This is a genomic window from Propioniciclava sp. MC1683, assembly GCF_014164675.1.
In the GTDB taxonomy this organism is placed as follows: domain Bacteria; phylum Actinomycetota; class Actinomycetes; order Propionibacteriales; family Propionibacteriaceae; genus Propioniciclava.
Genome location: NZ_JACJFX010000028.1, coordinates 15,743 through 35,963, shown reverse-complemented (window position 1 = coordinate 35,963; position 20,221 = coordinate 15,743). Strand labels below are relative to the sequence as shown.

21 protein-coding genes are annotated in these 20,221 nt (G+C 70.4%); 11 read left to right on the top strand and 10 right to left on the bottom strand.

The window, feature by feature from the left end; genetic code table 11:
• Positions 1–129: 129 nt before the first annotated feature.
• On the top strand, positions 130–867 hold the full coding sequence (locus H5397_RS13860; protein WP_182818147.1) for a hypothetical protein: 738 nt from the start codon (positions 130–132) through the stop codon (positions 865–867).
• Positions 864–1,607: an ATP-binding protein gene (locus H5397_RS13855; RefSeq protein ID WP_182818146.1), complete on the top strand. Its 744-nt coding sequence runs from the start codon at positions 864–866 to the stop codon at positions 1,605–1,607. Before H5397_RS13860 ends, H5397_RS13855 begins: the two co-directional genes overlap by 4 nt.
• A gap of 82 nt (positions 1,608–1,689) precedes the next feature.
• Here the strand turns inward: H5397_RS13855 and H5397_RS13850 are convergent, their stop codons facing one another.
• A complete protein-coding gene (locus tag H5397_RS13850) occupies positions 1,690–2,154 on the bottom strand; it encodes a hypothetical protein (RefSeq protein ID WP_182818145.1) in 465 nt (154 codons plus the stop codon).
• 130 nt (positions 2,155–2,284) lie between these two features.
• On the opposite strand from H5397_RS13850, the gene H5397_RS13845 reads away from it, so the two are divergent.
• The 3 genes from H5397_RS13845 to H5397_RS13835 are packed head-to-tail and all read left to right on the top strand — an operon-like array spanning position 2,285 to position 4,814.
• A complete protein-coding gene (locus H5397_RS13845; protein WP_220492290.1) occupies positions 2,285–3,442 on the top strand; it encodes an ImmA/IrrE family metallo-endopeptidase in 1,158 nt (385 codons plus the stop codon).
• Complete coding sequence (locus H5397_RS13840) at positions 3,442–3,924, top strand: DUF4411 family protein (RefSeq protein WP_182818144.1); 483 nt, start codon at positions 3,442–3,444, stop codon at positions 3,922–3,924. Before H5397_RS13845 ends, H5397_RS13840 begins: the two co-directional genes overlap by 1 nt.
• Positions 3,921–4,814, top strand: a complete 894-nt coding sequence (locus tag H5397_RS13835; protein WP_375539455.1) for a restriction endonuclease — start codon at positions 3,921–3,923, stop codon at positions 4,812–4,814. The genes H5397_RS13840 and H5397_RS13835 overlap by 4 nt, the downstream gene beginning before the upstream one ends.
• Positions 4,815–4,912: 98 nt before the next feature.
• Here the strand turns inward: H5397_RS13835 and H5397_RS13830 are convergent, their stop codons facing one another.
• Positions 4,913–5,389, bottom strand: coding sequence for a hypothetical protein (locus H5397_RS13830; RefSeq protein ID WP_182818142.1), 477 nt, complete (start codon positions 5,387–5,389; stop codon positions 4,913–4,915).
• Positions 5,390–5,536: 147 nt separating this feature from the next.
• Here H5397_RS13830 and H5397_RS13825 point away from each other — a divergent pair, with 147 nt between their 5' ends.
• Positions 5,537–7,021: a class I SAM-dependent DNA methyltransferase gene (locus H5397_RS13825; protein WP_182818141.1), complete on the top strand. Its 1,485-nt coding sequence runs from the start codon at positions 5,537–5,539 to the stop codon at positions 7,019–7,021.
• Positions 7,022–7,024: 3 nt separating this feature from the next.
• A complete protein-coding gene (locus H5397_RS13820) occupies positions 7,025–7,504 on the top strand; it encodes a nucleoside deaminase (protein ID WP_182818139.1) in 480 nt (159 codons plus the stop codon).
• A gap of 92 nt (positions 7,505–7,596) precedes the next feature.
• Here the strand turns inward: H5397_RS13820 and H5397_RS13815 are convergent, their stop codons facing one another.
• The 8 genes from H5397_RS13815 to H5397_RS13780 form a co-directional block, all read right to left on the bottom strand.
• Positions 7,597–8,643, bottom strand: a complete 1,047-nt coding sequence (locus H5397_RS13815) for a zinc-dependent dehydrogenase (RefSeq protein WP_182818138.1) — start codon at positions 8,641–8,643, stop codon at positions 7,597–7,599.
• 7 nt (positions 8,644–8,650) lie between these two features.
• Positions 8,651–10,672, bottom strand: coding sequence for a PTS mannitol transporter subunit IICBA (locus H5397_RS13810; RefSeq protein ID WP_182818137.1), 2,022 nt, complete (start codon positions 10,670–10,672; stop codon positions 8,651–8,653).
• 222 nt (positions 10,673–10,894) lie between these two features.
• Positions 10,895–11,572: a LuxR C-terminal-related transcriptional regulator gene (locus tag H5397_RS13805; RefSeq protein ID WP_182818136.1), complete on the bottom strand. Its 678-nt coding sequence runs from the start codon at positions 11,570–11,572 to the stop codon at positions 10,895–10,897.
• A 128-nt stretch (positions 11,573–11,700) separates the two neighbouring features.
• The gene (locus tag H5397_RS13800) at positions 11,701–12,648 is read right to left on the bottom strand and encodes a helix-turn-helix domain-containing protein (protein WP_182818135.1); all 948 of its coding nucleotides are present in this window, start codon (positions 12,646–12,648) and stop codon (positions 11,701–11,703) included.
• A 98-nt stretch (positions 12,649–12,746) separates the two neighbouring features.
• Positions 12,747–13,730, bottom strand: coding sequence for an AraC family transcriptional regulator (locus H5397_RS13795; RefSeq protein ID WP_182818134.1), 984 nt, complete (start codon positions 13,728–13,730; stop codon positions 12,747–12,749).
• 87 nt (positions 13,731–13,817) lie between these two features.
• Positions 13,818–14,468 carry a DUF3618 domain-containing protein gene (locus tag H5397_RS13790; protein WP_182818133.1) on the bottom strand — a complete coding sequence of 217 codons (651 nt, stop codon included), beginning with the start codon at positions 14,466–14,468 and terminating at the stop codon, positions 13,818–13,820.
• On the bottom strand, positions 14,411–14,974 hold the full coding sequence (locus H5397_RS13785; protein WP_182818132.1) for a phage holin family protein: 564 nt from the start codon (positions 14,972–14,974) through the stop codon (positions 14,411–14,413). The genes H5397_RS13790 and H5397_RS13785 overlap by 58 nt, the downstream gene beginning before the upstream one ends.
• The gene (locus H5397_RS13780; protein WP_182818131.1) at positions 14,971–15,738 is read right to left on the bottom strand and encodes a hypothetical protein; all 768 of its coding nucleotides are present in this window, start codon (positions 15,736–15,738) and stop codon (positions 14,971–14,973) included. The genes H5397_RS13785 and H5397_RS13780 overlap by 4 nt, the downstream gene beginning before the upstream one ends.
• A 190-nt stretch (positions 15,739–15,928) precedes the next feature.
• Here H5397_RS13780 and H5397_RS13775 point away from each other — a divergent pair, with 190 nt between their 5' ends.
• From H5397_RS13775 to H5397_RS13760, 4 genes are all read left to right on the top strand, one after another.
• Positions 15,929–16,501 carry a PadR family transcriptional regulator gene (locus H5397_RS13775; RefSeq protein ID WP_182818130.1) on the top strand — a complete coding sequence of 191 codons (573 nt, stop codon included), beginning with the start codon at positions 15,929–15,931 and terminating at the stop codon, positions 16,499–16,501.
• Between the two features lie 147 nt (positions 16,502–16,648).
• Positions 16,649–17,794 carry a hypothetical protein gene (locus H5397_RS13770; RefSeq protein WP_182818128.1) on the top strand — a complete coding sequence of 382 codons (1,146 nt, stop codon included), beginning with the start codon at positions 16,649–16,651 and terminating at the stop codon, positions 17,792–17,794.
• Positions 17,791–18,963: an AAA family ATPase gene (locus H5397_RS13765; protein ID WP_182818127.1), complete on the top strand. Its 1,173-nt coding sequence runs from the start codon at positions 17,791–17,793 to the stop codon at positions 18,961–18,963. Before H5397_RS13770 ends, H5397_RS13765 begins: the two co-directional genes overlap by 4 nt.
• Positions 18,947–20,200 carry a VWA-like domain-containing protein gene (locus tag H5397_RS13760; protein WP_182818126.1) on the top strand — a complete coding sequence of 418 codons (1,254 nt, stop codon included), beginning with the start codon at positions 18,947–18,949 and terminating at the stop codon, positions 20,198–20,200. Before H5397_RS13765 ends, H5397_RS13760 begins: the two co-directional genes overlap by 17 nt.
• The last annotated feature ends 21 nt before the right edge of the window (positions 20,201–20,221 follow it).

The window sequence follows — 20,221 nt, the reverse complement described above, 5'->3', positions numbered from 1 at the left end:
CCTCAGCCCGCAAAGCACGTCGCTCGGCAGCAGACAGCCTGTTCGAATGATTCGTCGTATCGGTCACAACACTCATCATGGTTCCTTCCGGTAGAAGGACCGCTTACACAAACCATCTGACAGCACCCCGTGCTCCGCAACCGGCAGTTCGTCGGGTTGGCCGAGTTGAACGAAGCCATCTTCGACGAAGTCGCCGCCATCAACGCTCGACCGTTCCAGAAGCGGGAGGACTCCCGACAGGTGGTGTTCGAACGCGACGAGAAACCACTGCTGATCCCGCTACCACCGGTCCGGTTCGAACTCGCAGACCTCCGCAAGGCCAAGGCAGGACCGAACTACCACGTCCAGGTCGATCGGAACTTCTACTCGGTCCCCGCACGGCTGATCGGGCAATCCTTGGACGTCCGGATCACCTCGGCCACCGTCGAGGTCTTCGACGGTATCGAGCGCGTCGCGTCGCATCCGCGGTTCAAGGGCGTGTTCGGCCGGTACTCCACCCTGCCCGCGCACATGCCGGCCTCGCACCGCAGCCGGCTCGTGGACTGGACCCCGGAACGGTTCGAGCAGTGGGCCGCGACCATCGGCCCCCACACGGTGGCCGCGATCCGGGCGATCCTCGCGTCGCGGAAGATCGTCGAGCAGTCCTACCGGTCGTGCCTGGGGGTGATGTCGCTGGCCAAGAAGCCCGGCGGCATCGCCCGCCTCGAGGACACCTGCAATCGGGCGTTGGCGGCCACCCCCGCCCCGTCGTACACGCTGATCAAGAAGCTGTGGGCCGGCTGGACACCCGCCGAACCACCCCCCGCACCCTCACTCGGCGATGCCGGGTTCGTGCGCGGCGCCGACTACTACGGGAGCCGAGCATGATCGACATCGAAACCCTCACCCGGCTCAAGATGATGCGCCTGTCCGGGATGGCCGAGTACTTCGAGAACCTCGCCGACACCACCGCGACGGCCACGTTGAGTGGCCCCGAACTGGTCAAACAGGCCGTCGACTGGGAATACGAACGCAGACGGGACAGCAAGCTGCACCGGCTCCGCCGACAAGCAGGCCTGGCGCAACCCGGAGCTGATCTGGCCGACCTCAAGGCCATGCCCGGACGCAGCGTGGACAGCGAACTGATCGCCCGCCTCGCGATCGGCTCCTACCTGGTCAAACGCCAAGACGTCATCCTGCAAGGACCCACCGGGGCCGGGAAGACCTACGTCGCCTGCGCCCTGGCGAACAAGGCCTGCCAGCAGTACCGCAAGGTGCTCTACCTGTCGGCGGACGAACTGTTCGACCGGATCACGATCGCCGAACGCACCGGCGACAAGAAGCGCTGCCTCGACACCCTGGTCAAGGTCGAGTTGTTGATCATCGACGACTGGTTCCTCACGCCACCGACCCGGCCCCAGGTCCAGCAGCTCCACACCCTGATCGACCGGCGCCACAAGACCGCCTCCACGATCTACTGCACCCAACTGCCACCCGGGCAATGGCACGACCGGATGGAAGAGAAGATCCTCGCCGACGCGATCGTCGACCGGATCACCACCAACGCGCACGCCACCGTCCTCGACTGCGACGACTCCATGCGCAAGCACTTCACCCATCTGGAGTGAACAAGCGTCAGGGGCGGGCCATCTCGCGGCCCGCCCCTGACGGCGCCACGGCTCACCCAACCCCGTCGAAGTGGCCCACTGGTCACCGGAACACTGGCTCACCCACCAGCGGAACAGCGGCCCTCACCGAGCGCAATATCCAATCAACCTCATGACGCTTTGCGTGGTCATCCCACAAGGTCCGCATGTCCTGCCCAGGAGCGATCATGGCGATCGGCTCGTTGAGCATGCGAAGCTTCCCCAGTGTCGGGCCTTCCGCCGGGTCGCTTGACCGGCGTGGCGGAGGGTCGATCTCCACCCGCACGTCGATCGCCGGACGCTGACCGATATTCCGGATCGACAGGTCGAACATCTGCCGATCCGAGAGGAGAGGTTCAGCCGTCGCCAGGACATAGGGCCGCATGGTCTCGAGGTTGGCCGCTCGCGTGTCGCGCCACTGTCGGGCGGCGTAGACGACAGTGACGACAGCAGTCACCCAGAGCAAGAGCGTGATGAGGGTGTAGATGGCAGTCCAGTCGGTGGCAGTCAGGCCCCAGAAGGTATCCATGCCAACATCGTGCCCCGCTCAGCTGACAATCTCTCGGGGCCGAGAACAGGTCGGTCGATGCGCTCGTGCGGGTCACCCGTCATCCTGTCTGAAGGGTCTGCGAGACTTGAGGGAAGGGAGGTGAGACAGCATGGCCATCGCTCGCGTCGCCGTACGCCGGCCGGTGTTGGAGTGGGCCCAACAGCGCGGTCGCCACGACAACGAGGCCATGCGTCGGCGGTTCCCGGCCTGGGACCGATGGGTGGCGGAGGACGTCCACCCGACCGTCAAACAGGCTCAGGACCTCGCTGCGTACACCCACGTGCCTTTCGGCATGCTGCTCCTGGAGACCCCGCCGACAGTCGAACTCCCCATCCCTGACTTCCGCGTCACAGGAACCGGGATCGCTGAACCCAGCCAAGAGTTGCTGGACACGATCCATCTCAACCAGCAACGCCAAGGTTGGTTCGAGGACTATCTGACCAGCTGGGGCGAGGACGAGCTGGCGTTCGTGGGGTCCGCGCGCGGCATGGAGCCCACCGACGCGGCCGCGTTGATCCGAACCGCCCTCCGCTACGACCTTCCTGAACGGAGCAAGCTGCGTTCCAACGACGAAGCGCGCAAGCACCTCGTTCGCGCGTTCGAAGCGTTGGGGGGCTTGGCAGTCCTCTCCTCCATGGTGGGCAACAACACACATCGCCTCCTCGACCGCGAAGAGTTCAGGGGGTTCACCCTCAGGAGCGCGACCGCTCCCTTGGTCTTCGTCAACGCGAACGACACCAAGGCCGGACAAGTCTTCTCCCTTCTGCACGAGTTCGCGCACGTGTGGCATGGCGACTCCGGCGTCAGTGTCGGCGGGGAACCTCTGGAGGAAGCAACCACCGACATCGAGCGCTGGTGCGACACGGTGGCCGCCGAGATCGCCGTCCCCCGCGACGACCTCGTGATCCGGTTCGATGCGACTGCCCCACGCACCCAGGAGCTTGAGCGGCTCGCCTCCTACTACCGTTGCTCCACCCTGGTCGTCCTCATCAGGCTGCGAGATGTGCGTCTGGTCCCCCAAGAGGGCTTCGCTACCGCCTACCGTGATGAAGTCGATCGACTGCTGACCCTCTTGGGGGAGACGAAACGAACGCCCGGAGGGGACTTCTACAACAATCAGCCGTTCCGCATCGGCGAGCGGTTGTCTCGCGCGTTGATTTCCGAGACGCGTCGCGGGGCGACGCCGGTGACGGATGCCGTGCGGCTCATGGCGTTCAGCTCCCCTCGACTCTTCGACGAGTACGCCAGCCGTCTGGAGGGTCGCTGATGTTCCTGCTCGACGCCAACGTATTCATCGAGGCGGCACGGACCTACTACGCTCCGTCGCTGGCCCCGACATTCTGGTCCTGGCTGACCCAACAGCACCAGGGCGGCACGGTCGCATCCATCGAGGCTGTCCGCGACGAACTTGTGGCCGGCCAAGACCCACTGGCCGCGTGGGCAAAAGGTCTACCGACGGGCTTCTGGCTAGCTCCTGACCAAGCTGCGGTGACGAGCATGGGAAACCTCTCCACCTGGGCGATGAGCCCGCAGCGGGGCTACACCCAAGCGGCTCGGAGTGAGTTCCTCGCGGCGGCGGACTATCTGCTCGTGGCCCAAGCTCACTCGGGCGGACATGAACTCGTGACTCGGGAACAGCCGCGCCCCGAATCGAAGAAGCGGGTGATGATTCCGGACGCCTGTGACGCCATGGGAGTGCCCTGGCGAGACCCGTTTGAGGTCTTTCACCAACTAGGTCTGGTCATGTGAAGGGCGAGGCACCCGGCCACGTCCATCAGCCGCACAGGAGCCGCCAAAGCTCCAAGGAGAGCGATGATTCCGGACTACCAGACCTGCATGCGCCCCGTGCTCGCGTCGGTTGGGCGATGACCTACCTCAACCAGGCCGGGCTCGTCACGCGACCCACGCGCGGCCAGATCACGATCACAGACGAGGGCCGGGCCGCGCTGCGGGCCCATCCCGAACGCATCGACAACAAGGTGTTGGAGGCATTCCCTCCTTCGTCGAGTTCACCGAACGCAAGCGCGAGAGGACAGGCCCCACCGCTGAGACGCGCACGGCATCGGCGAAACCCGGCCCGGCAGGTGAGCCCCAGCCCGAGGCGTCCGAAGAATCCGAGTGACTTGGTCGCAGAGGCGGTCGCGGCCAACCGCGCCGTCATCGAGGGCGAGGTACTCAAGGCGGCGCTGGCGCTGTCCCCGACCGCGTTCGAGGAACTGGTGATCCGGTTGCTCGGGGCGATGGGGTACGGGCGGAGCGACAACCGGATGGGGCAGCTGGAGCGCACGTCGGCGTCCGGGGACGCGGGCATCGACGGCATCATCAGCCAGGACCCGTTGGGCCTCGACCGTATCTACGTGCAGGCCAAGCACTGCGCAGTCGACCGTCCAATCGGCCGGCCACGGATCCACGAGTTCGCCGGCGCCCTGCACGGCAAGCAGGGCGACCGCGGCGCGTACATCACGACGTCACGCTTCACGGACGGGGCGCGCACGGAGGCCGACCGCTTCAGTGCGCGCATCGAGTTGATCGACACCCGCCGCCTCGCCCAGTTGCTCGTGACCCATGGCGTCGGCGTCCAAGCGGAACAGACGGTGACGCTCTACCGCTTGGACGAGAACTTCTTGGAGACGCTGTGAGGGGCTCTCTCGCTGTCACTCTGCCTGTCACTCATGACAGTGAGGAGTGACGATGAGAGTGAGTGCCTGACGGGGAAACTTCCAACTTCATCCCCCTCTCACTTGGAAGCTCGCTGACCCTTGCCAACTTGAGTGGGAACGTCGGATTCGTTGTCAGTGATGCTCGCAGGGAGCGTCCCCGTGCAGGACCGCGCCCAGGACGATCGGAGGCCAATCGCAGTGAGGAATGACTCTGCCTCGTCATCGGTGACATCTGGGATCCCTCGCAAGCTGGGGCCAACGAGGCCCTCCGCAAGCGCTCCGAGGCTCACCCAACCCTGGACCCCCAAGCCAACCCCCTGCGGCAAGGCGAGAGCCGGCTCGACGCGCGCTCCGTGGATGGCCTTGAGGTTTCCGTTGTCATCCCGAACGGGCGTGCCGAACACGGCAACGTACTGATTGAGCAGGCGTCCGATGGTCTCCGAATCGACGACCTTGGCCAGCGCGACCTTCGTGCCCGTGTCATCCGTCACCTGAAGCCGGTGGGTGTCGAGATCGACGGCCCTGAGCTTCCCGACGAACGCGACGGTGTCCACTTCAGCCTCTGTGGGCGCTACAGCCGGTCGGTACTGTTCGGTGATGCGACCACCTCCTCACGTCGAGAGTCACTGGGAACGGATTGTAGGCACGCAGGCTGACAGGGGTGCGGGGCGAGTCCGACGAACTCACCCTAGGATCGATTTGTGACCGACTCCCGCCGCCTTGTCGACAAGCTCTGGGCCTACTGCGACGTCCTGCGCGACGACGGGGTGGGCGTGCTGGAGTACACCGAACAGCTCACGTACCTGCTGTTCCTCAAGATGGCCCATGAGCGGGCGACCCGGAGTCTGGCGCCCGAGCGGATCCTGCCCACCAGGTACGACTGGCAGCGCCTGTTGGACGCCTCGGGTCTGGAACTCGAAATCCTCTACACCGAGATGCTGATGGGTCTGTCTCGGGAGCCGGGAGTCGTGGGCACCATCTTCCGCAAGTCGCAGAACCGCATTCAGGACCCGGCGAAGCTGCAGCGCCTCGTCCACGACCTCATCGGCCAGGAACACTGGACGGGGACCGGCACCGACATCACCGGCGACGCCTACGAATCCCTGCTGGCCAAGGGGGCCTCCGACAAGGGATCGGGGGCGGGCCAGTACTTCACCCCTCGCCCGCTCATCCAGGCGATGGTCGACGTCATCGACCCGACGGTGGCCGACAGCGTGGTCGACCCCGCCTGCGGAACCGGCGGGTTCCTGCTCGTGGCCCACGAGCACGCGGCTCGCGATGCGGCGTCCATGACCCCCACCCAACGCGACAAACTGCGCGACGACTTCGTCTACGGCTACGAACTCGTCGACGGCACCGCCCGCCTGGCGGCCATGAACCTGCTGCTGCACGGCATCGGCACCTACTCGGGCGAGGCACAGATCGATGTGCGTGATTCCCTGACCGCCGACCCCGGACGCCGTTGGTCGGTCGTCCTCTCCAACCCGCCCTTCGGCCGCAAGTCGGCGCTGGCCACCATCGGTGCCGACGGACGCGAGTCCCGCGAGGACGCGGCGATCGAGCGGCAGGACTTCGCCGCCTCGACGTCGAACAAGCAGCTCAACTTCCTGCAGCACATCATGACGATCCTCGACACCGACGGGCGGGCCGCCGTGGTGCTGCCCGACAACGTGTTGTTCGAGGGGGGAGCGGGCGAGACAATCCGCCGCAAACTGCTGGCTGACTTCGACCTGCACACCATGCTGCGGTTGCCCACAGGGTTGTTCTACGCCCAGGGCGTCAAGGCGAACGTGTTGTTCTTCGACAAGCGACAGGCACGGCCCGGTGAGCCGTGGACCGACAAGCTGTGGGTCTACGACCTGCGCACCAACAAGCACTTCACCCTGAAGCAGAACCCGCTGCGCCGAGCTGATCTCGATGACTTCGTTGCCTGCTACGCGCCCGGCCGGTCGCGGCTGACACGCGTGGAGTCGGAGCGGTTCCGTGCCTTCACCTACGACGAGCTGGTCGCCCGCGACAAGGCGAACCTCGACATCACGTGGCTGAAGGACGACTCCCTGACCGACCTCGACAGCCTGCCCTCGCCCGACGTCATCGCTCGCGAGATCGTCGAGGACCTCACAGCTGCCTTGGCCGAGTTCGAGGCCGTCGCGGCGTCCCTGGAAGCTCAACTGGACAGGAGCTGACCCATGCCCATCACCGACGCCGATCGCGTGCACCTCACCCGAGCCGTCGACCTGGCCGAGCAGGCGCTCGAGGCCGGCGACGAACCGTTCGGGTCGGTCCTGGTCTCAGCCACCGGCGACACCCTGTTCGAGGACCACAACCATGTCGCCGGCGGCGACCACACCCAGCACCCCGAGCTCTCGATCGCCCGCTGGGCCGCCGCCCACCTGACCCCCAGCGAGCGCGCAGAAGCCACCGTCTACACCTCCGGCGAGCACTGCCCGATGTGCGCCGCCGCGCACGGGTGGGTGGGGCTGGGCCGCATCGTGTACGCGTCGTCCTCCGAGCAGCTGGGCGAGTGGCTCACCGACCTCGGGTTCCCGCCTGCACCCGTGGCCACCCTCCCCATCACGACGATCGTCCCCCAAGCCCACGTCGACGGCCCCGACCCCGACCTCGCCCAGCGGGTCAAGAAGTTGCACGAGCGGCGTCCGCGCCCCTGACCCCTGACCCCCTGTACGCCGAATGCGGCCTGCCGGACGCACGCCATGGCGCACGAACGACAGGCCGCAAACGGCGGACACTCAACTCAGGGTCAGGGCTCGACCGTCACCTTGATGGCCTCGCCCTTGGCGACGATGTCGAACGCGTCGAGCACGTTCTCCAGCGGCACGTGGCGCGTGATCAGGTCCTTGACCGGGATCTGACCGGTGGAGATGTACTCCAGCGCGCGCTTGTGGTGGGCCGGGGCCGACCCGTTGGCGCCGTGGATGTGCAGCTGGCGGTAGTGCACCAGGTTGCTGTCGCACTCGATCATCGGGTTGGTCTTGGGCAGGCCGCCGAAGAACGAGATCCGGCCGTTGCGGGCCGCCATGTTGATGGCCTGCTCCTGGTTGATGTTGGCCGGGGTGGCGGTGATGATCACGTCGGCGCCGCGGCCCTCGGTGAGGCGCATGACCTCCTCGACCACGTTGACGCTGGACGCGTCGATGGTCAGGTCGGGGTTGACCGCCTCGGCCGACATGGCCAGGCGCTCGGCGTTGATGTCGACCAGCACGATGGTGCCGGCCTTGTGGACGCCGCGGGCGATGCGGATGTGCATGCACCCGATCGGGCCGGCGCCGAAGACGACGACGAAGTCGCCCTCCTCGATGCCGAGCTGCTCCTGGGCGTTGATCGCGCAGGCGAACGGCTCGGCGGCCGAGGCCTCGTCGTAGCCGACGCCGTCAGGGATGCGGTTGAGGCCGTCGACCTTCAGCACCTCCTTCGGCACGACCATGTACTCGGCGAAGCCGCCGTCGTACTGGTAGCCGACCGAGGTCTGGTTCTGGCAGACCTCCATCCATCCCTTGCGGCACTCGTGGCAGTCGCCGCACGGCACGGCCGCGATGACCTGCACGCGGTCCCCGACCTCGAAGCCACCCAGGGCGTCGGCGCCGACCTCGACGACCTCGCCGGCCACCTCGTGGCCCATCGTGGTCACGCGGGTGATGTTCACGTGCCCGTTGTTGCGGATCTTCACGTCGGTGCCGCAGGTGGAGCAGTTCTTGACTTTGATCTTCACCTCGCTCGGCCCGCAGACCGGCTCGGGGACATCCTCCAGGCGCACGTCGCCGGGGGCGTAGAACCTCAATGCCTTCATGATTTCTTCAGTCCTCTTCCGGTGCCAGCAGGTCCAGCACCTCGTCAACACTGGTGGTGGTCCGCAGCCGCTCGGCCTTGGACTTGTCGGCGAGCACGGTCGCGAGGGCGCTCAGGATGCCCACGTGCTCGTCGGAGTTCGACGCGATCGGGATCGCGACATAGGCGGTCTTGCCGTTCCAGTCCACGCCGCCGGGGAACTGCAGGAACCCGAGGGCGGCCTTCCTGATGTGCCCGCGCGACTCGTTGGTGCCGTGCGGGATCGCCACGCCGTTGCCCATGAAGGTGGAGACCTGGGTCTCACGCTCGAGCATGCCGTCAATGTAGCCCTCATCGGCCGCTCCGATGGCGACCAGGGTCTGGCCGGCCATCCGGATCGCGTCCTCCTTGTCAGCGGCGATCAGACCCAGGCGCACGGCCTCGCGCGGCAGCACGTTCGGGTCGAGCGCCTTCTTCTTGCGCTTCGGCTTCGCGGGAGCGTCGGACGCCGTGGGCGCGTTGGCGGCCTTGACGGCCTCCACGACCTCGTCGTAGACGGGGCTGCCCATGAAGTTGTCGACGGTGTACAGGGCGGCCGACGGCACGAGGGGGGCGGCCCGGGCGGCCAGGTCCTTGTGGGTGACGATGATGTCGTAGGAGTCGGTCAGGTTCGCGATGGCCTGGTTGACCACCTTGACGTCGCTGAACCCGGCGTCCTGGATCTTCTTGCGGAGCACCGAGGCACCCATCGCCGAGGAGCCCATGCCGGCGTCGCAGGCGAACACGACGTTGCGGACCGGGCCGGAGAGCGCGGCGGCGCCGGTGCCGGCGAGGGTGGAGGAGACGGAGGACTTCTTGCCCTTCATCGACTCCATCGAGGCGGTGGCGGCGCCGAGGTCGCCCTCACCCTTGTCCTTCGACATGCGCAGCAGCAGGGCGCCGACGGCGAACGAGACCGCGGCCGCGACGATCCAGGAGATGGTGACGCCCACGATGCCCTGCGGGGTGATCGACGCGTAGACCGCGATGATCGAGCCCGGGGCCGCCGGGGAGCGCAGGCCGCCGTTGAACAGCACGTTCATCAGGACGCCGCTGGCTCCACCGGCGATCGCCGCGATGATCATGACCGGCTTCATCAGCACGTACGGGAAGTAGATCTCGTGGATGCCACCGAGGAAGTGGATGATCGCGGCGCCGGGGGCCGAGGCCTTGGCCGCACCCTTCCCGAAGAGCATGAAGGCCAGCAGGATGCCCAGGCCGGGGCCGGGGTTGGCCTCGAGCAGGAACAGGATCGACTGGCCGGTGGCCTGCGACTGCGCCAGACCGAGCGGGGTCAGGACGCCGTGGTTGATCGCGTTGTTGAGGAACAGGATCTTGGCCGGCTCGATGAGCACCGAGGTCAGCGGCAGCAGGCCGTTGTTCACGAGCACCTGCACGCCGGCGCCCATCGCGGTGCTGACACCGGTGACGACCGGGCTCAGGGCGAAGAAGCCGGCCACGGCCAGGATGGCGCCCCAGATGCCGGCGGAGAAGTTGTCGACGAGCATCTCGAAGCCGGGCTTGATCTTGCCGTCCCACAGGGCGTCGATCTTCTTCATCGTCCAGCCGCCGAGCGGGCCCATGATCATGGCGCCCATGAACATCGGGATCGAGGTACCGGCGATGACGCCCATGGTGGCGATCGCGCCGACCACGCCACCGCGGGGGCCACGCTCGTTGTAGACCATGCGGCCACCGGTGTAGCCGATCAGCAGCGGCAGCAGGTAGCTGATCATCGGGCCGACGATGCCGGTGTTGGCGACCTCCTCCCCGTCGACCATGCGAGTGCCCCAGCCTCCGAGCTGGGCGACCCAGCTGTCGGCCGGGAGGGTGCCGCCGGCCGCGAGGTTCAGCCAGCCGGCTTCGATGAAGAGCGAGGTGATGAGGCCCCAGGCGATGAACGCGCCGATGTTGGGCATGACCATGTTCGACAGGAAGGTGCCGAACTTCTGGACCTGGGCCCGAGCGCCGGGGCCCTTCGGCTTGTCGACGCGAGTGTCGGTGAGCGTCATGTCGTCCTCCAGGTGTACCGGGCCGCAGCGGTGCGACCGGGGTGGACGACTCCGTCCACTGCGCACCATCGTCAACCAAAACCCACATAGAGTCAAGAGGTTCCTTGGGACTTTGTGTTGTTTTACCTGCGCTTACACCGGACGTGCAGAACCCGCACCGCGGAGGGAGGATGCGGTGCGGGTTCTGGTGTCCGGGGTGGCGTGCCCGGCGCGAGGGGTGGATCAGGCGGCCGGACCGGGCAGTGCCAGCGTGTCCAGGCGCAGGCCGTGCTCGTGCACCCACTTCACGGCCTGGGAGCGGCGCTCGACGCAGATCTTGCGGTAGGCGCTGCGGATGTGCGACTTTATGGAGTTCGGGCTCAGGAAGAGTGTCTGCGCGATGGCCTCGTTGGTGAGGCCACGGCCGATCAGGCCGAGGACCTCGGTCTCGCGGGGGCTCAGGCCGGCGCGCTCGGCGGCCGTCCCCTCGTCGTCGGCGGGGTCCACGCCCCACGCGACCACGACGTGCCCGCGGGAGATCCGGCGCAGCGCCTTGGCGAGGTCGTCACCGGAGAGGGCCTTGGACAGGCACCCGCGGACGCCCTGGCCCAGGGTCTGCTCGGCGGGGGCCCGGTGTGTGTCCCACGTGTAGACGACCAGCGCGCCGCGCCCCTGGGGCAGCGGGCCGGCATCCGGCTCGCCGTCGCGCTGCAACCACGGGTCGAACAGGAGCACGTCGGCAGTGCGCTCGGCCATGCCGCCGGCGCCCACGACCTCGATGTCGGGGTGCGCGCCCAGCAGCTGGCGCAGGCCCAGGGCCACGACCTCGCAGTCGTCGACGAGCGCCACCCGGATGGTCCGGCGCAGCGGCAGGACCGCACCGTGGGACCGGCTCTGGGTACGTGCACTTCCGTGGATCATGTCGCCTCCTCGCAACGCGGCTCTGGTGCCACTCACCCCCGTGATGAGGACGTGCATCCAGCCTCACGCATGCACTGGGGGCGGCGATAGGACGCCGAACGAACGGTCACACCGACGAGAACGAAGCCCTACGGCCGGCGGAGGGTGTCCCGGGGGGACTCCCCGAACATGTCGCGGTACTGCGCACTGAGGCGTCCCATCTGCTGGAAGCCCCACCGTGCCGCTGCGGCCGTCACGGTCGCGCCGTCGGCGGGATCGGCGTGACGAAGCTCCTGGTGCAGGCGCTGCAGTCGCACCCGCCGCACGTAGGCCATCGGGGTGGTGTCGAGGTGGCGGCGGAAGGCCAACTGGAGCGCGCGGGCGGTCACGTGGCTGGCCGCCGCGATGTCCTCGACGCCGATGTCGGCGGTGGGGTCGGCCTCGATGAACTCCACCGCCCGCTGCACGGTCTCGGAGGTGGAGCTCGCCTCCGACGGGACGCCCGCGCCCTCCTCACGGTCGAACAGGGCGATCAGGGTCGCGGCGAGCAGGCGCCCGGCCTGCGCCAGCACCAGCGGGCTCTCGCCGGCCACGTCGTCGGCCGTGGTCTTGGCCACGTACGCGACGGCCTGGGCCCACACCTGTGCCGCCGAGGCGTCGAGGGGATCGACGCCCAGGTGGTCGAGGCGCTCCACGGAGGCCGCGTCCAGCCGGGCGAAGATCCGCGGGTCGACGCTGACCACCTCGAGGGTGGCGCAGGACAGGCGATGGACGTGGTGGCCCTGGGGTCGCGCCAGCAGGCAGACGTCACCGGCGCCGAGCTCACGCGGGACGCCCTCGGTGGTACTGGTGAGCCGACCGGACAGAACGCGGGCAACCATCGGGTAACCGGGTGCGTCCACGGCGAGCTCCAGGGTGGAGGTGTGGCTCAGTCGATCGATCCGCACCCCACCCATGTCGATGCGGCGGTGCTTGTACTCGAACCCGTCCTCGTCGTCGGTGACGGCGAAGTGGTGGCTGGCGTACGCCTGCTCGATCTGTTCGCGGGCGCGCTCGGGGTCGCGCGTGTCGAACTCCGTGAGTTCCGGACGTCGCATGTATCCCCCCGATCGACGTCAGGATACCCCGACGCAAGGTCGGTGTTCCATCTGTCGACCGGACTACTTTTCGCAACTGACTAGGCGTGACGACGCCCTCAGCCTGACCCGAACGCCTCCGTGGGCGAGCAACCGTACGTGGCCCGGAACTCGGCGGCGAACCGCAGCGGGTTGGGGAAGCCCCAGCGCCGGGCGATGTCGTCGATCCCCGTGGTCCCCTCGGGGTCCGCAGCGACCAGGTCGTCGTGGGCGCGCGCCAGGCGGGTGGCCCGGAGGAAGGCGGCCGGTGAGAGGCCGCGGCGACGCTGGAACGCCTGCTGGAGCGCGCGCACGCCCGTGCCCGCGGCGTCCGCGACCTCGTGGATGGAGATCGGGTCGGCCGCGTGCTGCTCCATGTACGCCTCGGCGCGGGTGACCGTGGCGAGGCTGACCCGCGCCGACCGCGTGCGCGGCACGGCGAGCGCCGTGTTGGGGAAGGCCTTGAGGGTGGTGAGCGCGGCCGACTCGACGAGCTGGTCGTTGACCAGGGGGTGGGCCGCGGGGCTGCCGGACGCCGCGAGCGTGGCGAACACGTAGCGCAGCATGCCGACCCAGTGCCGGTGCCAGGCGGCCGAGACCGGCCGGACCCCGGTGAAGCGGAACCCGCCCGGCCGGCAGCCGGTGGTGCGCTCGGCCACCGCCGCCACCCGGTCGAACGGGATCGTGAGGAACATCTTCTCGAAACCGCGGCAGTGCAGGGAGGTGGGGACGCCCACCGGGGTGAGCACCGAGTCGCCGGGGCGGACCTCGTGCTCCTCCCCCCACACGCTCAGCGTGCTGGTGCCCCGCACGGTGTGCAGGATCGTGAGGCCGGGTGCCGGGTCGACCACCCGGGACACCTCGAGGGAGGAGGACACGTGGTCGGCACGCAGCGGGCCCGCCGTCGCGGAGGTCAGCGAGAAGTGCGTCTCGCCCTCACCGCTGCAGGTGCACTGCGAGCCGAAGAGCTCCTCGACGAGCGCCGTCGCCCCGTCGCGGTCGTGTGCCTCGACGTGGCGGCGCTCGACGACCATGGCCTCAGCCGGCCGAACATCCGTGCTCATCCCTCACCTCCTGACTTCATCCTCCCGCACCACCCCCGCCGTCGGAGCCCGCGCCGCTCGGCGCGGGCTCCGCGCCCGGGGATGGGATCAGAGCGGGTTGCGGGGGTCGGCCTTGGCCTGGTCGGCGGCGAGCTCGGCCTGGCTGCGGACGTCGTCGGCGGCGACCTGCGCGTCGTCACGGACGTGCTCGCCCGCCGCGGTGGCGGCGTCCTTCAGGGTGTCGGCCGCCTGCTGGGCGGCCGGCTTCAGGTGCTCCGCCGCCTCCTGGGCCATGGCTTTGGCCTCCTCGACGAGGGGCTCGGCCTTGTCCTTGGCGGTGGTGACCCAGTCCTGCTCGGCGCGCGTCGACGGCACGAGACCACCCACGAGGGCGCCGAGGCCGAAGGCGATGAGGCCCGCGGCGAGCGGGTTGCCCTGGGTCTGCCGACGGACCTGGCGGGGGGCGTCCTGCACGGCGCCCTTGGCGTCCTCGACCGCACCGGCGGCGGCCAAGCGGGCGTCCTCCACGGCACCGGCGGCCCGGTGCTGCACGTCACCGACGGCGCCGTCATCCCACGGGTCGTGCGGGTCGCCGAAGATGCGGGTCTTGAGGTCGCGCGCCCCACCGGTCACCTTGTCCACCTGGCGGCGGGCGATGTTGGCCGGGTTCGCCTGGTCGGCGAGCGCGTTCACGTTGTGGCTCAGGTCGGCGCGGGTGCGCTCGATGTCGCGACGGATGTCGTCCGGGTTGCTGGCCATCGGTTCTTCTCCTCGTTGCCGGTGGCGGCGTTCGGAATCTTGCTGACGGTTTCGGCGGTGCGGGGCAGGCCCTTGACCCGCTTGAACTCGCCCTTGCCCATCGAGAGCAGCACGAGCGCGACGATCGCGTACACGACCGCGATGATGAGGCCGGACCAGCCGAGGGCCGGGCTGTCGACGGTCCCGATCAGGACCGCGATGCCCCACCACGCGGCGAGGGAGGCGAACAGGAGGGCGAACCCCCCGGCCACGCCGGCCCCGCCCATGAGGCCCGCACCCTTGCCGGCGCGGGTGGCCGACTGCTGGAGCTCAGCCTTGGCGAGGTCCACCTCCTGGCGGATCAGCGTCGAGGCGTCCGACAGCAGGTCGCTGGCGATGTCGCCCAGCGAGCGCGGGTCGTCCTCACCGTGGTACGTGCCCGTGGCGTCCACGGCCTGCGCGAGCGCGCGGTCCGCGGGTGTCCGGGGTGCGGCATGGGAGCCGCTGCCTGGGATCTGCTCGGTCATGCCTTGCCCCGCGGGTCGTCGAAGGTGGGGCCACCCTCGGTGAACGGGGCCACCTCGCCGACCTCACCCTCGCCGTGGTACGTCGGGGCGACGGGGGTCGTGGGCGTGGGGTACGTGATCGTCCCGGCCACGGGGTACGTGGTCGACTCGGCCACGCGGTCGTAGGCGTAGGTCTCGGTCGTGCCGAGCGCCTGGCGGCGGTAGGTGCCGACCTCGTCGGGCTGGTCGGCGTCGCGGAGGCCGCGCGCGAGGCGTCCGGCGAGCAGGCCGGCACCGCCGGCGATCGCGAGGAACGCCCACGGGTTGCGCGCCGCGTACCGACGGACGCCGTGCAGCGCCTGGTCGAGGTCGTTGTCGCGCAGCCACGCGGCGGCGCGGTCACCGAGGTCGCGGCCGCTGCCGGCGAACTGGGCCAGCGGGCCGTTCGCGTCGGGGGCGGACGCCATGGCGGACAGCTCGTCGGTCAGCGCCTGGACGGTGTCGGCGAGGCGGGCCTGGATCGTTTCGGCCTGACCACGCAGCTCACCGACGGACTCGTCGAGCAGGCGGCGACCCTGGGTCTTGGCCTCCCCCACGACCTGCCCGGCCTCGTGCTTCGCGGTCTCGAGCACGTCCTTCCCCGCGGCGACCGCGGTGTCCTTCACGTCGCCGGCCGGGCCTGCGATCGAGTCGGCGGCGGCGCGGGCGCGCTCCCCGGTCTCGCCCGTGGACGTCACGGTCGGGTCACCCACGGGGCGATAAGGGTCCTGGTTGAACGAGGACATCTGGCTCTCCTTCGGGTTGGCAGCCACACGGCACGTGTGGCCTCCCGAAACACGCTAGGAGGCGGCATCATCGCTTGTCAGCACCCTTTCGGGTGGTTGGCCACGCGGACGCCGAGGGCTTGAGTTTGCGTCGTGACATGTTTTGATATATCGTTACTTTCATGGTGAACGACAACCGGAAGGAACCACCATGAACCCCGACATGAACGACATGAACCCCCAGGGCCCGCGCCGCGGGCGACGCCACGAGGGCCGCGGAGGCCCCCGACGCGGTGGCGAGGGCCACCGTCACGGTGGCGGACGAGGCCGAGGCCGACGCGCCCAGCGCGGCGACGTGCGCGCCGCCGTCCTCACGCTCCTCGCCGAGGAGCCGATGCACGGCTACCAGCTGATGCAGACCATCGCCGAGCGCTCCGAGGGTCGCTGGACCCCCAGCCCCGGCGCCATCTACCCCACCCTGGCCGTGCTCTCCGACGAGGGCCTGGTCACCCTGGCCGAGTCCGACGGGCGCAAGCTCGCCAGCCTCACCCCCACCGGCGTCCAGCACGTCGAGGAGAGCCGCGCCACCTGGCCGAACCCGTTCCAGCGGGACGCCGCGGACGCCGCCGGCCCCGACCTCCACGCCCTGACCCGCGACCTCGCCGAGGCCGTCCGCCATGCCGCGCGCACGGCGTCCGACGCCCAGCGCGAGCGCCTGGCCGAGGTGCTCACGAGCGCCCGCCGCGACGTCTACCGCGCCCTGGTCGACGAGACCGAGGCCTGATCCACCCGGACGTCGAGGCCGACACCTGACCCACCGGGCCCTGTGGGGTGGCGTGACACGCGATCCCACAGGGCCCTTTGACGCGAATCCCATCGATGTTGTTTGATCGATGCCCCAGCGAACGCCTGTTCGAAACGAGGTGGGCCGATGGACGAGCCGCGAACCCCCTCGATCGTGCCGCCCGAGGGCCTGACCATCAGGGTCAACTGCCGCACCGCCCCCCGGGGCAAACCCACCGTCCACGACGTGACGGTGAACGCCGACGGCCGGCTCACCACCCCCCACGACCTCGACCTCGAGCGCATCGGCGTCGCCCTGGGCGGCCACCTCACCTGCGTCGAGCTGGCCGACCACGACCTGCCGGCGGCGTGGGGCCTCCTCGAGCACACGCTCCGCACCCGGCCCGCCGACGTCGTCAACGTCGGTACCGCCCACTGGGCGGCGCTGGCCCCCGCCGCCGGCTGCGCATGCGACGAGGAGACCTGGCCGACCGCCGCTCAGGCGGCCGAGCACCTGCGCTCGCTCGGCCACTGGGCGAAGGCGTGGCGCTCCAGCCCCGCACGCCTCGCCGCGACCGTCGAGGCCCTCGGGTTCGCGGTGCCCGCCGGCGGGACCAACCCGCTGCCGCGCTCCGCGGCCGAGGGGCTGCTCGCCGAGCCCGACGCGGCCGACCGGCTGTGGGCGGCCGGCGTCCCGTTCGCGCTGGTGCCCGAGCTGTGCCGCCAGCTGTCCCCCACCGGCATCCCGATCCCGACCCACGTCGTGGTCGCCCACCTCTACGCGCCGCGCGAGTGGGCGGTGCTGGAGAAGTTCGTCCCGCACGGCCCGGTCGTGCTGGCCTGGGCAGCCCAGCACCGGACGCCCCGCGACGCCCGGCGCCCCGACGAACGGCTGGCCTGGGTCGAGGCCGGAGTGCCGCTCGCCACCATCGACCGCGTGTTCGCCGGCGACGCCTACGACCTCGTCCACGCGAAGGCGTACGCGTCCGAGACCGGCGTCGACGTGCCGCGGGCCGCCACCGTCCTGGGCCGCTGGCAGGAGTCGGGCACCACGCCGGCGGTCCGCGACTTGGTCGAGCTGTACCGCCACGACCCCCACGCCGCCCTCGACCCGCGGTGCGCCCCCGCCCCGGCGGCCGTGGCCCGCACCGTCGGCCTCGCGGCGAAGCGCGGTCTCGCGGTCGACACCGTCACCGCCGCGCTCGCGCTCGCCCGCCACGGCACCGCCCCGGATGCCGTGGCCCACCTCTCCGCCACCCGCACGCCCACCATCCACCTGGAGGTACCCCGATGAACCGGACCGGCTACGAGAACCTCCTGCAGGCGGTGGGCATCTGCGTGTCCGCCCGCATCCCGGCGCTGCTGTGGGGTGACCCCGGGCAGGGCAAGACGGCGGCGATCGAGTCGGCCCGCACCGCGGGGTGGCACGTCGAGACGCTGATCATCAGCCACTACGAGCCCTCCGACTTCGCCGGGCTGCCCGTGCTCGTCGACGGCCGGGTCGACCTGGCCCCGCCCGCCTGGGCGGTGCGCCTGCGCGACCACGCGGGCCCGGCGATCGCGTTCTTCGACGAGTTCTCGACCGCCTCACCGGCCCTGCAGGCGGCCGCGCTGCGCCCGCTGACCCACTACGAGGTGGGCGCCCTGCAGCTGCCGCCGACCGTGAGCTTCCTCGCCGCGGCCAACCCCGCCGACGTGGCCGCGGCCGGGTGGGAGCTGGCCGCGCCCACGGCGTCCCGGTTCGTGCACCTGGACTGGGAGCTGCCCCTGGAGGTCTACTCCGAGGCGCTCGTCACCGGCGCGTGGCCGACGATGCCGGTGTACGCGCTGCCCGACGACTTCGACCGGCACCTGCTGGCGCAGCGGGTGCTGGTCTCGGGGTTCCTGCGGGCGCGGTCGAGCCAGCTGAGCTCGGTCCCGAAGGCCGCGGTCGACCGCGGCCGGGCGTTCCCGACGCCCCGCACCTGGGACTACGCGGCCCGGCTCGTCGCCCTCGCCCGGGCGGTCGAGGCGTCCGACGCGGTCGTGCGGCTGCTCGTCGCGGGGTGCGTCGGCGGGGCCGCGGCCCACGAGTTCCTCGCGTGGGCCGCCGCGCAGGACCTGCCCGACAGCCGGGCCATCCTCGAGGACCCCACCGGCGCCTGGTTCACCGGGGCCCGCGCCGACCACGTGTACGTCACGCTGCAGGGCGTGGTGGGCGCAGCCACCCAGGCCGGGACGCCGCAGGCGTGGTCGGCCGCGGTCGTCGCCTGTTGCACCGCGGCCGACCAGGCGGGCGTCGACCCGGCGGTGCCGGCGGTCCGGGCGCTGCTGCGCACGCGGCCCGCGGGTGCGGCCCTGCCGCCCGAGGTGAAGGTCTTCGCGTCGGTGCTGGCGCTGGCCGGGCTGCTGCCGGGGGCGGGGTCCGGCCCGGGCACCACCGGATCGGGAGGGACGGGGACCGGCCGTGCGGCGCGCCGGTGACGCGGTCGCCGCGGCCAAGCTCTGGCTGATCGCGGACGCCGGCGCCAGGCTCCCCTACCTCGCCCGCGGCCTGTACGCCCTGGTGACGGTTGAGACGACCGAGGTGCCGCGGATCGCGTCCGACGAGCACTGGCGGCTGTACGTGAACCCCGACTGGGCGGCGTCGGTCGAGGTCGAGTCGCTGGCCCGGGACCTGGCCCACGAGCTCTGGCACCTCCTGCTCGACCACGCCGGGCGGGCCCGCTCGGTCGGGGTCGACCGCGCCACGGGCGCCGCGTGGCACCGGGCGACCGACCTGGCCCTGTTCGACACGCTGTCCCCCGAGGGGGTGGCGTCCGCCGACCTGATCGCGAACGCCGGGGCGCTGCGCGCCGGGCACCCCGGGAAGCTGCCGCCGGGGCGTCCGGCCGAGGAGTACTGGGCCACGCTCACCCGCCTGCCCGCCGGCGACCCCAAGCCCGAGCCCGACGAGCACCCCGCTGACGAGCACGGCCACGGCAGCTCGGTCGACGGCCTCCCCCGCCCCTGGGAGCTTCCGCCCGAGGCCGACGTGGGCCTGGTGGACGCCGGCCACGCGCAGGGCGTCCGCGAGGTGGTGGCGATCGAATACCGCGGCCGCAAGGGCGGGCGCGGCGACACCCCCGGCGAGGCCGCCCGCTGGGTGCGCCGGATGACCGAGCCGACCCTGCCATGGGAGCAGCTGCTCGCCCAGGCCGTCCGGCGCGGGGTGGGCTGGACGTCGGGGCGCACCCACACCACCTGGACGCGTCCCAACCGGCGGGCGGCCTCGACGCCGGGCCTGTTCCTGCCGGGCTGGCGGCGTCCGAACCCCACCGTGGCGATGGTGGTCGACACCTCCGGCTCGGTCGACGACGCGCTGCTGGGCCGTGCCCTCGGCGAGGTCGAGGGCGCGTTGCGCGCGCTCGGGGTGGCCGGGTCCGCGGTCACGGTCATCGCCTGCGACGCGGCGGTGCAGGCGGTCACCCGGGTGCGGCGCGCACGGGACGCCGTGTTGCACGGGGGCGGCGGCACCGACCTCCGGGCGGCGATGGCTGCCCTCAAGGAGGTGCGCCCGCGCCCGACCCTCGCGGTGGTGCTGACCGATGGGTGGACGCCGTGGCCCGCCACGCCGCCCGCCGGCTGCGCGGTCGTGGTGGCCCTGCTGCTCCGCCGGGGGGACGAGGCCCCCGAGGTGCCCGACTGGGCGACCGCGATCCGGTGCGAGCTGGACGACTGAGTCGCGCCCCACCCGGACCCG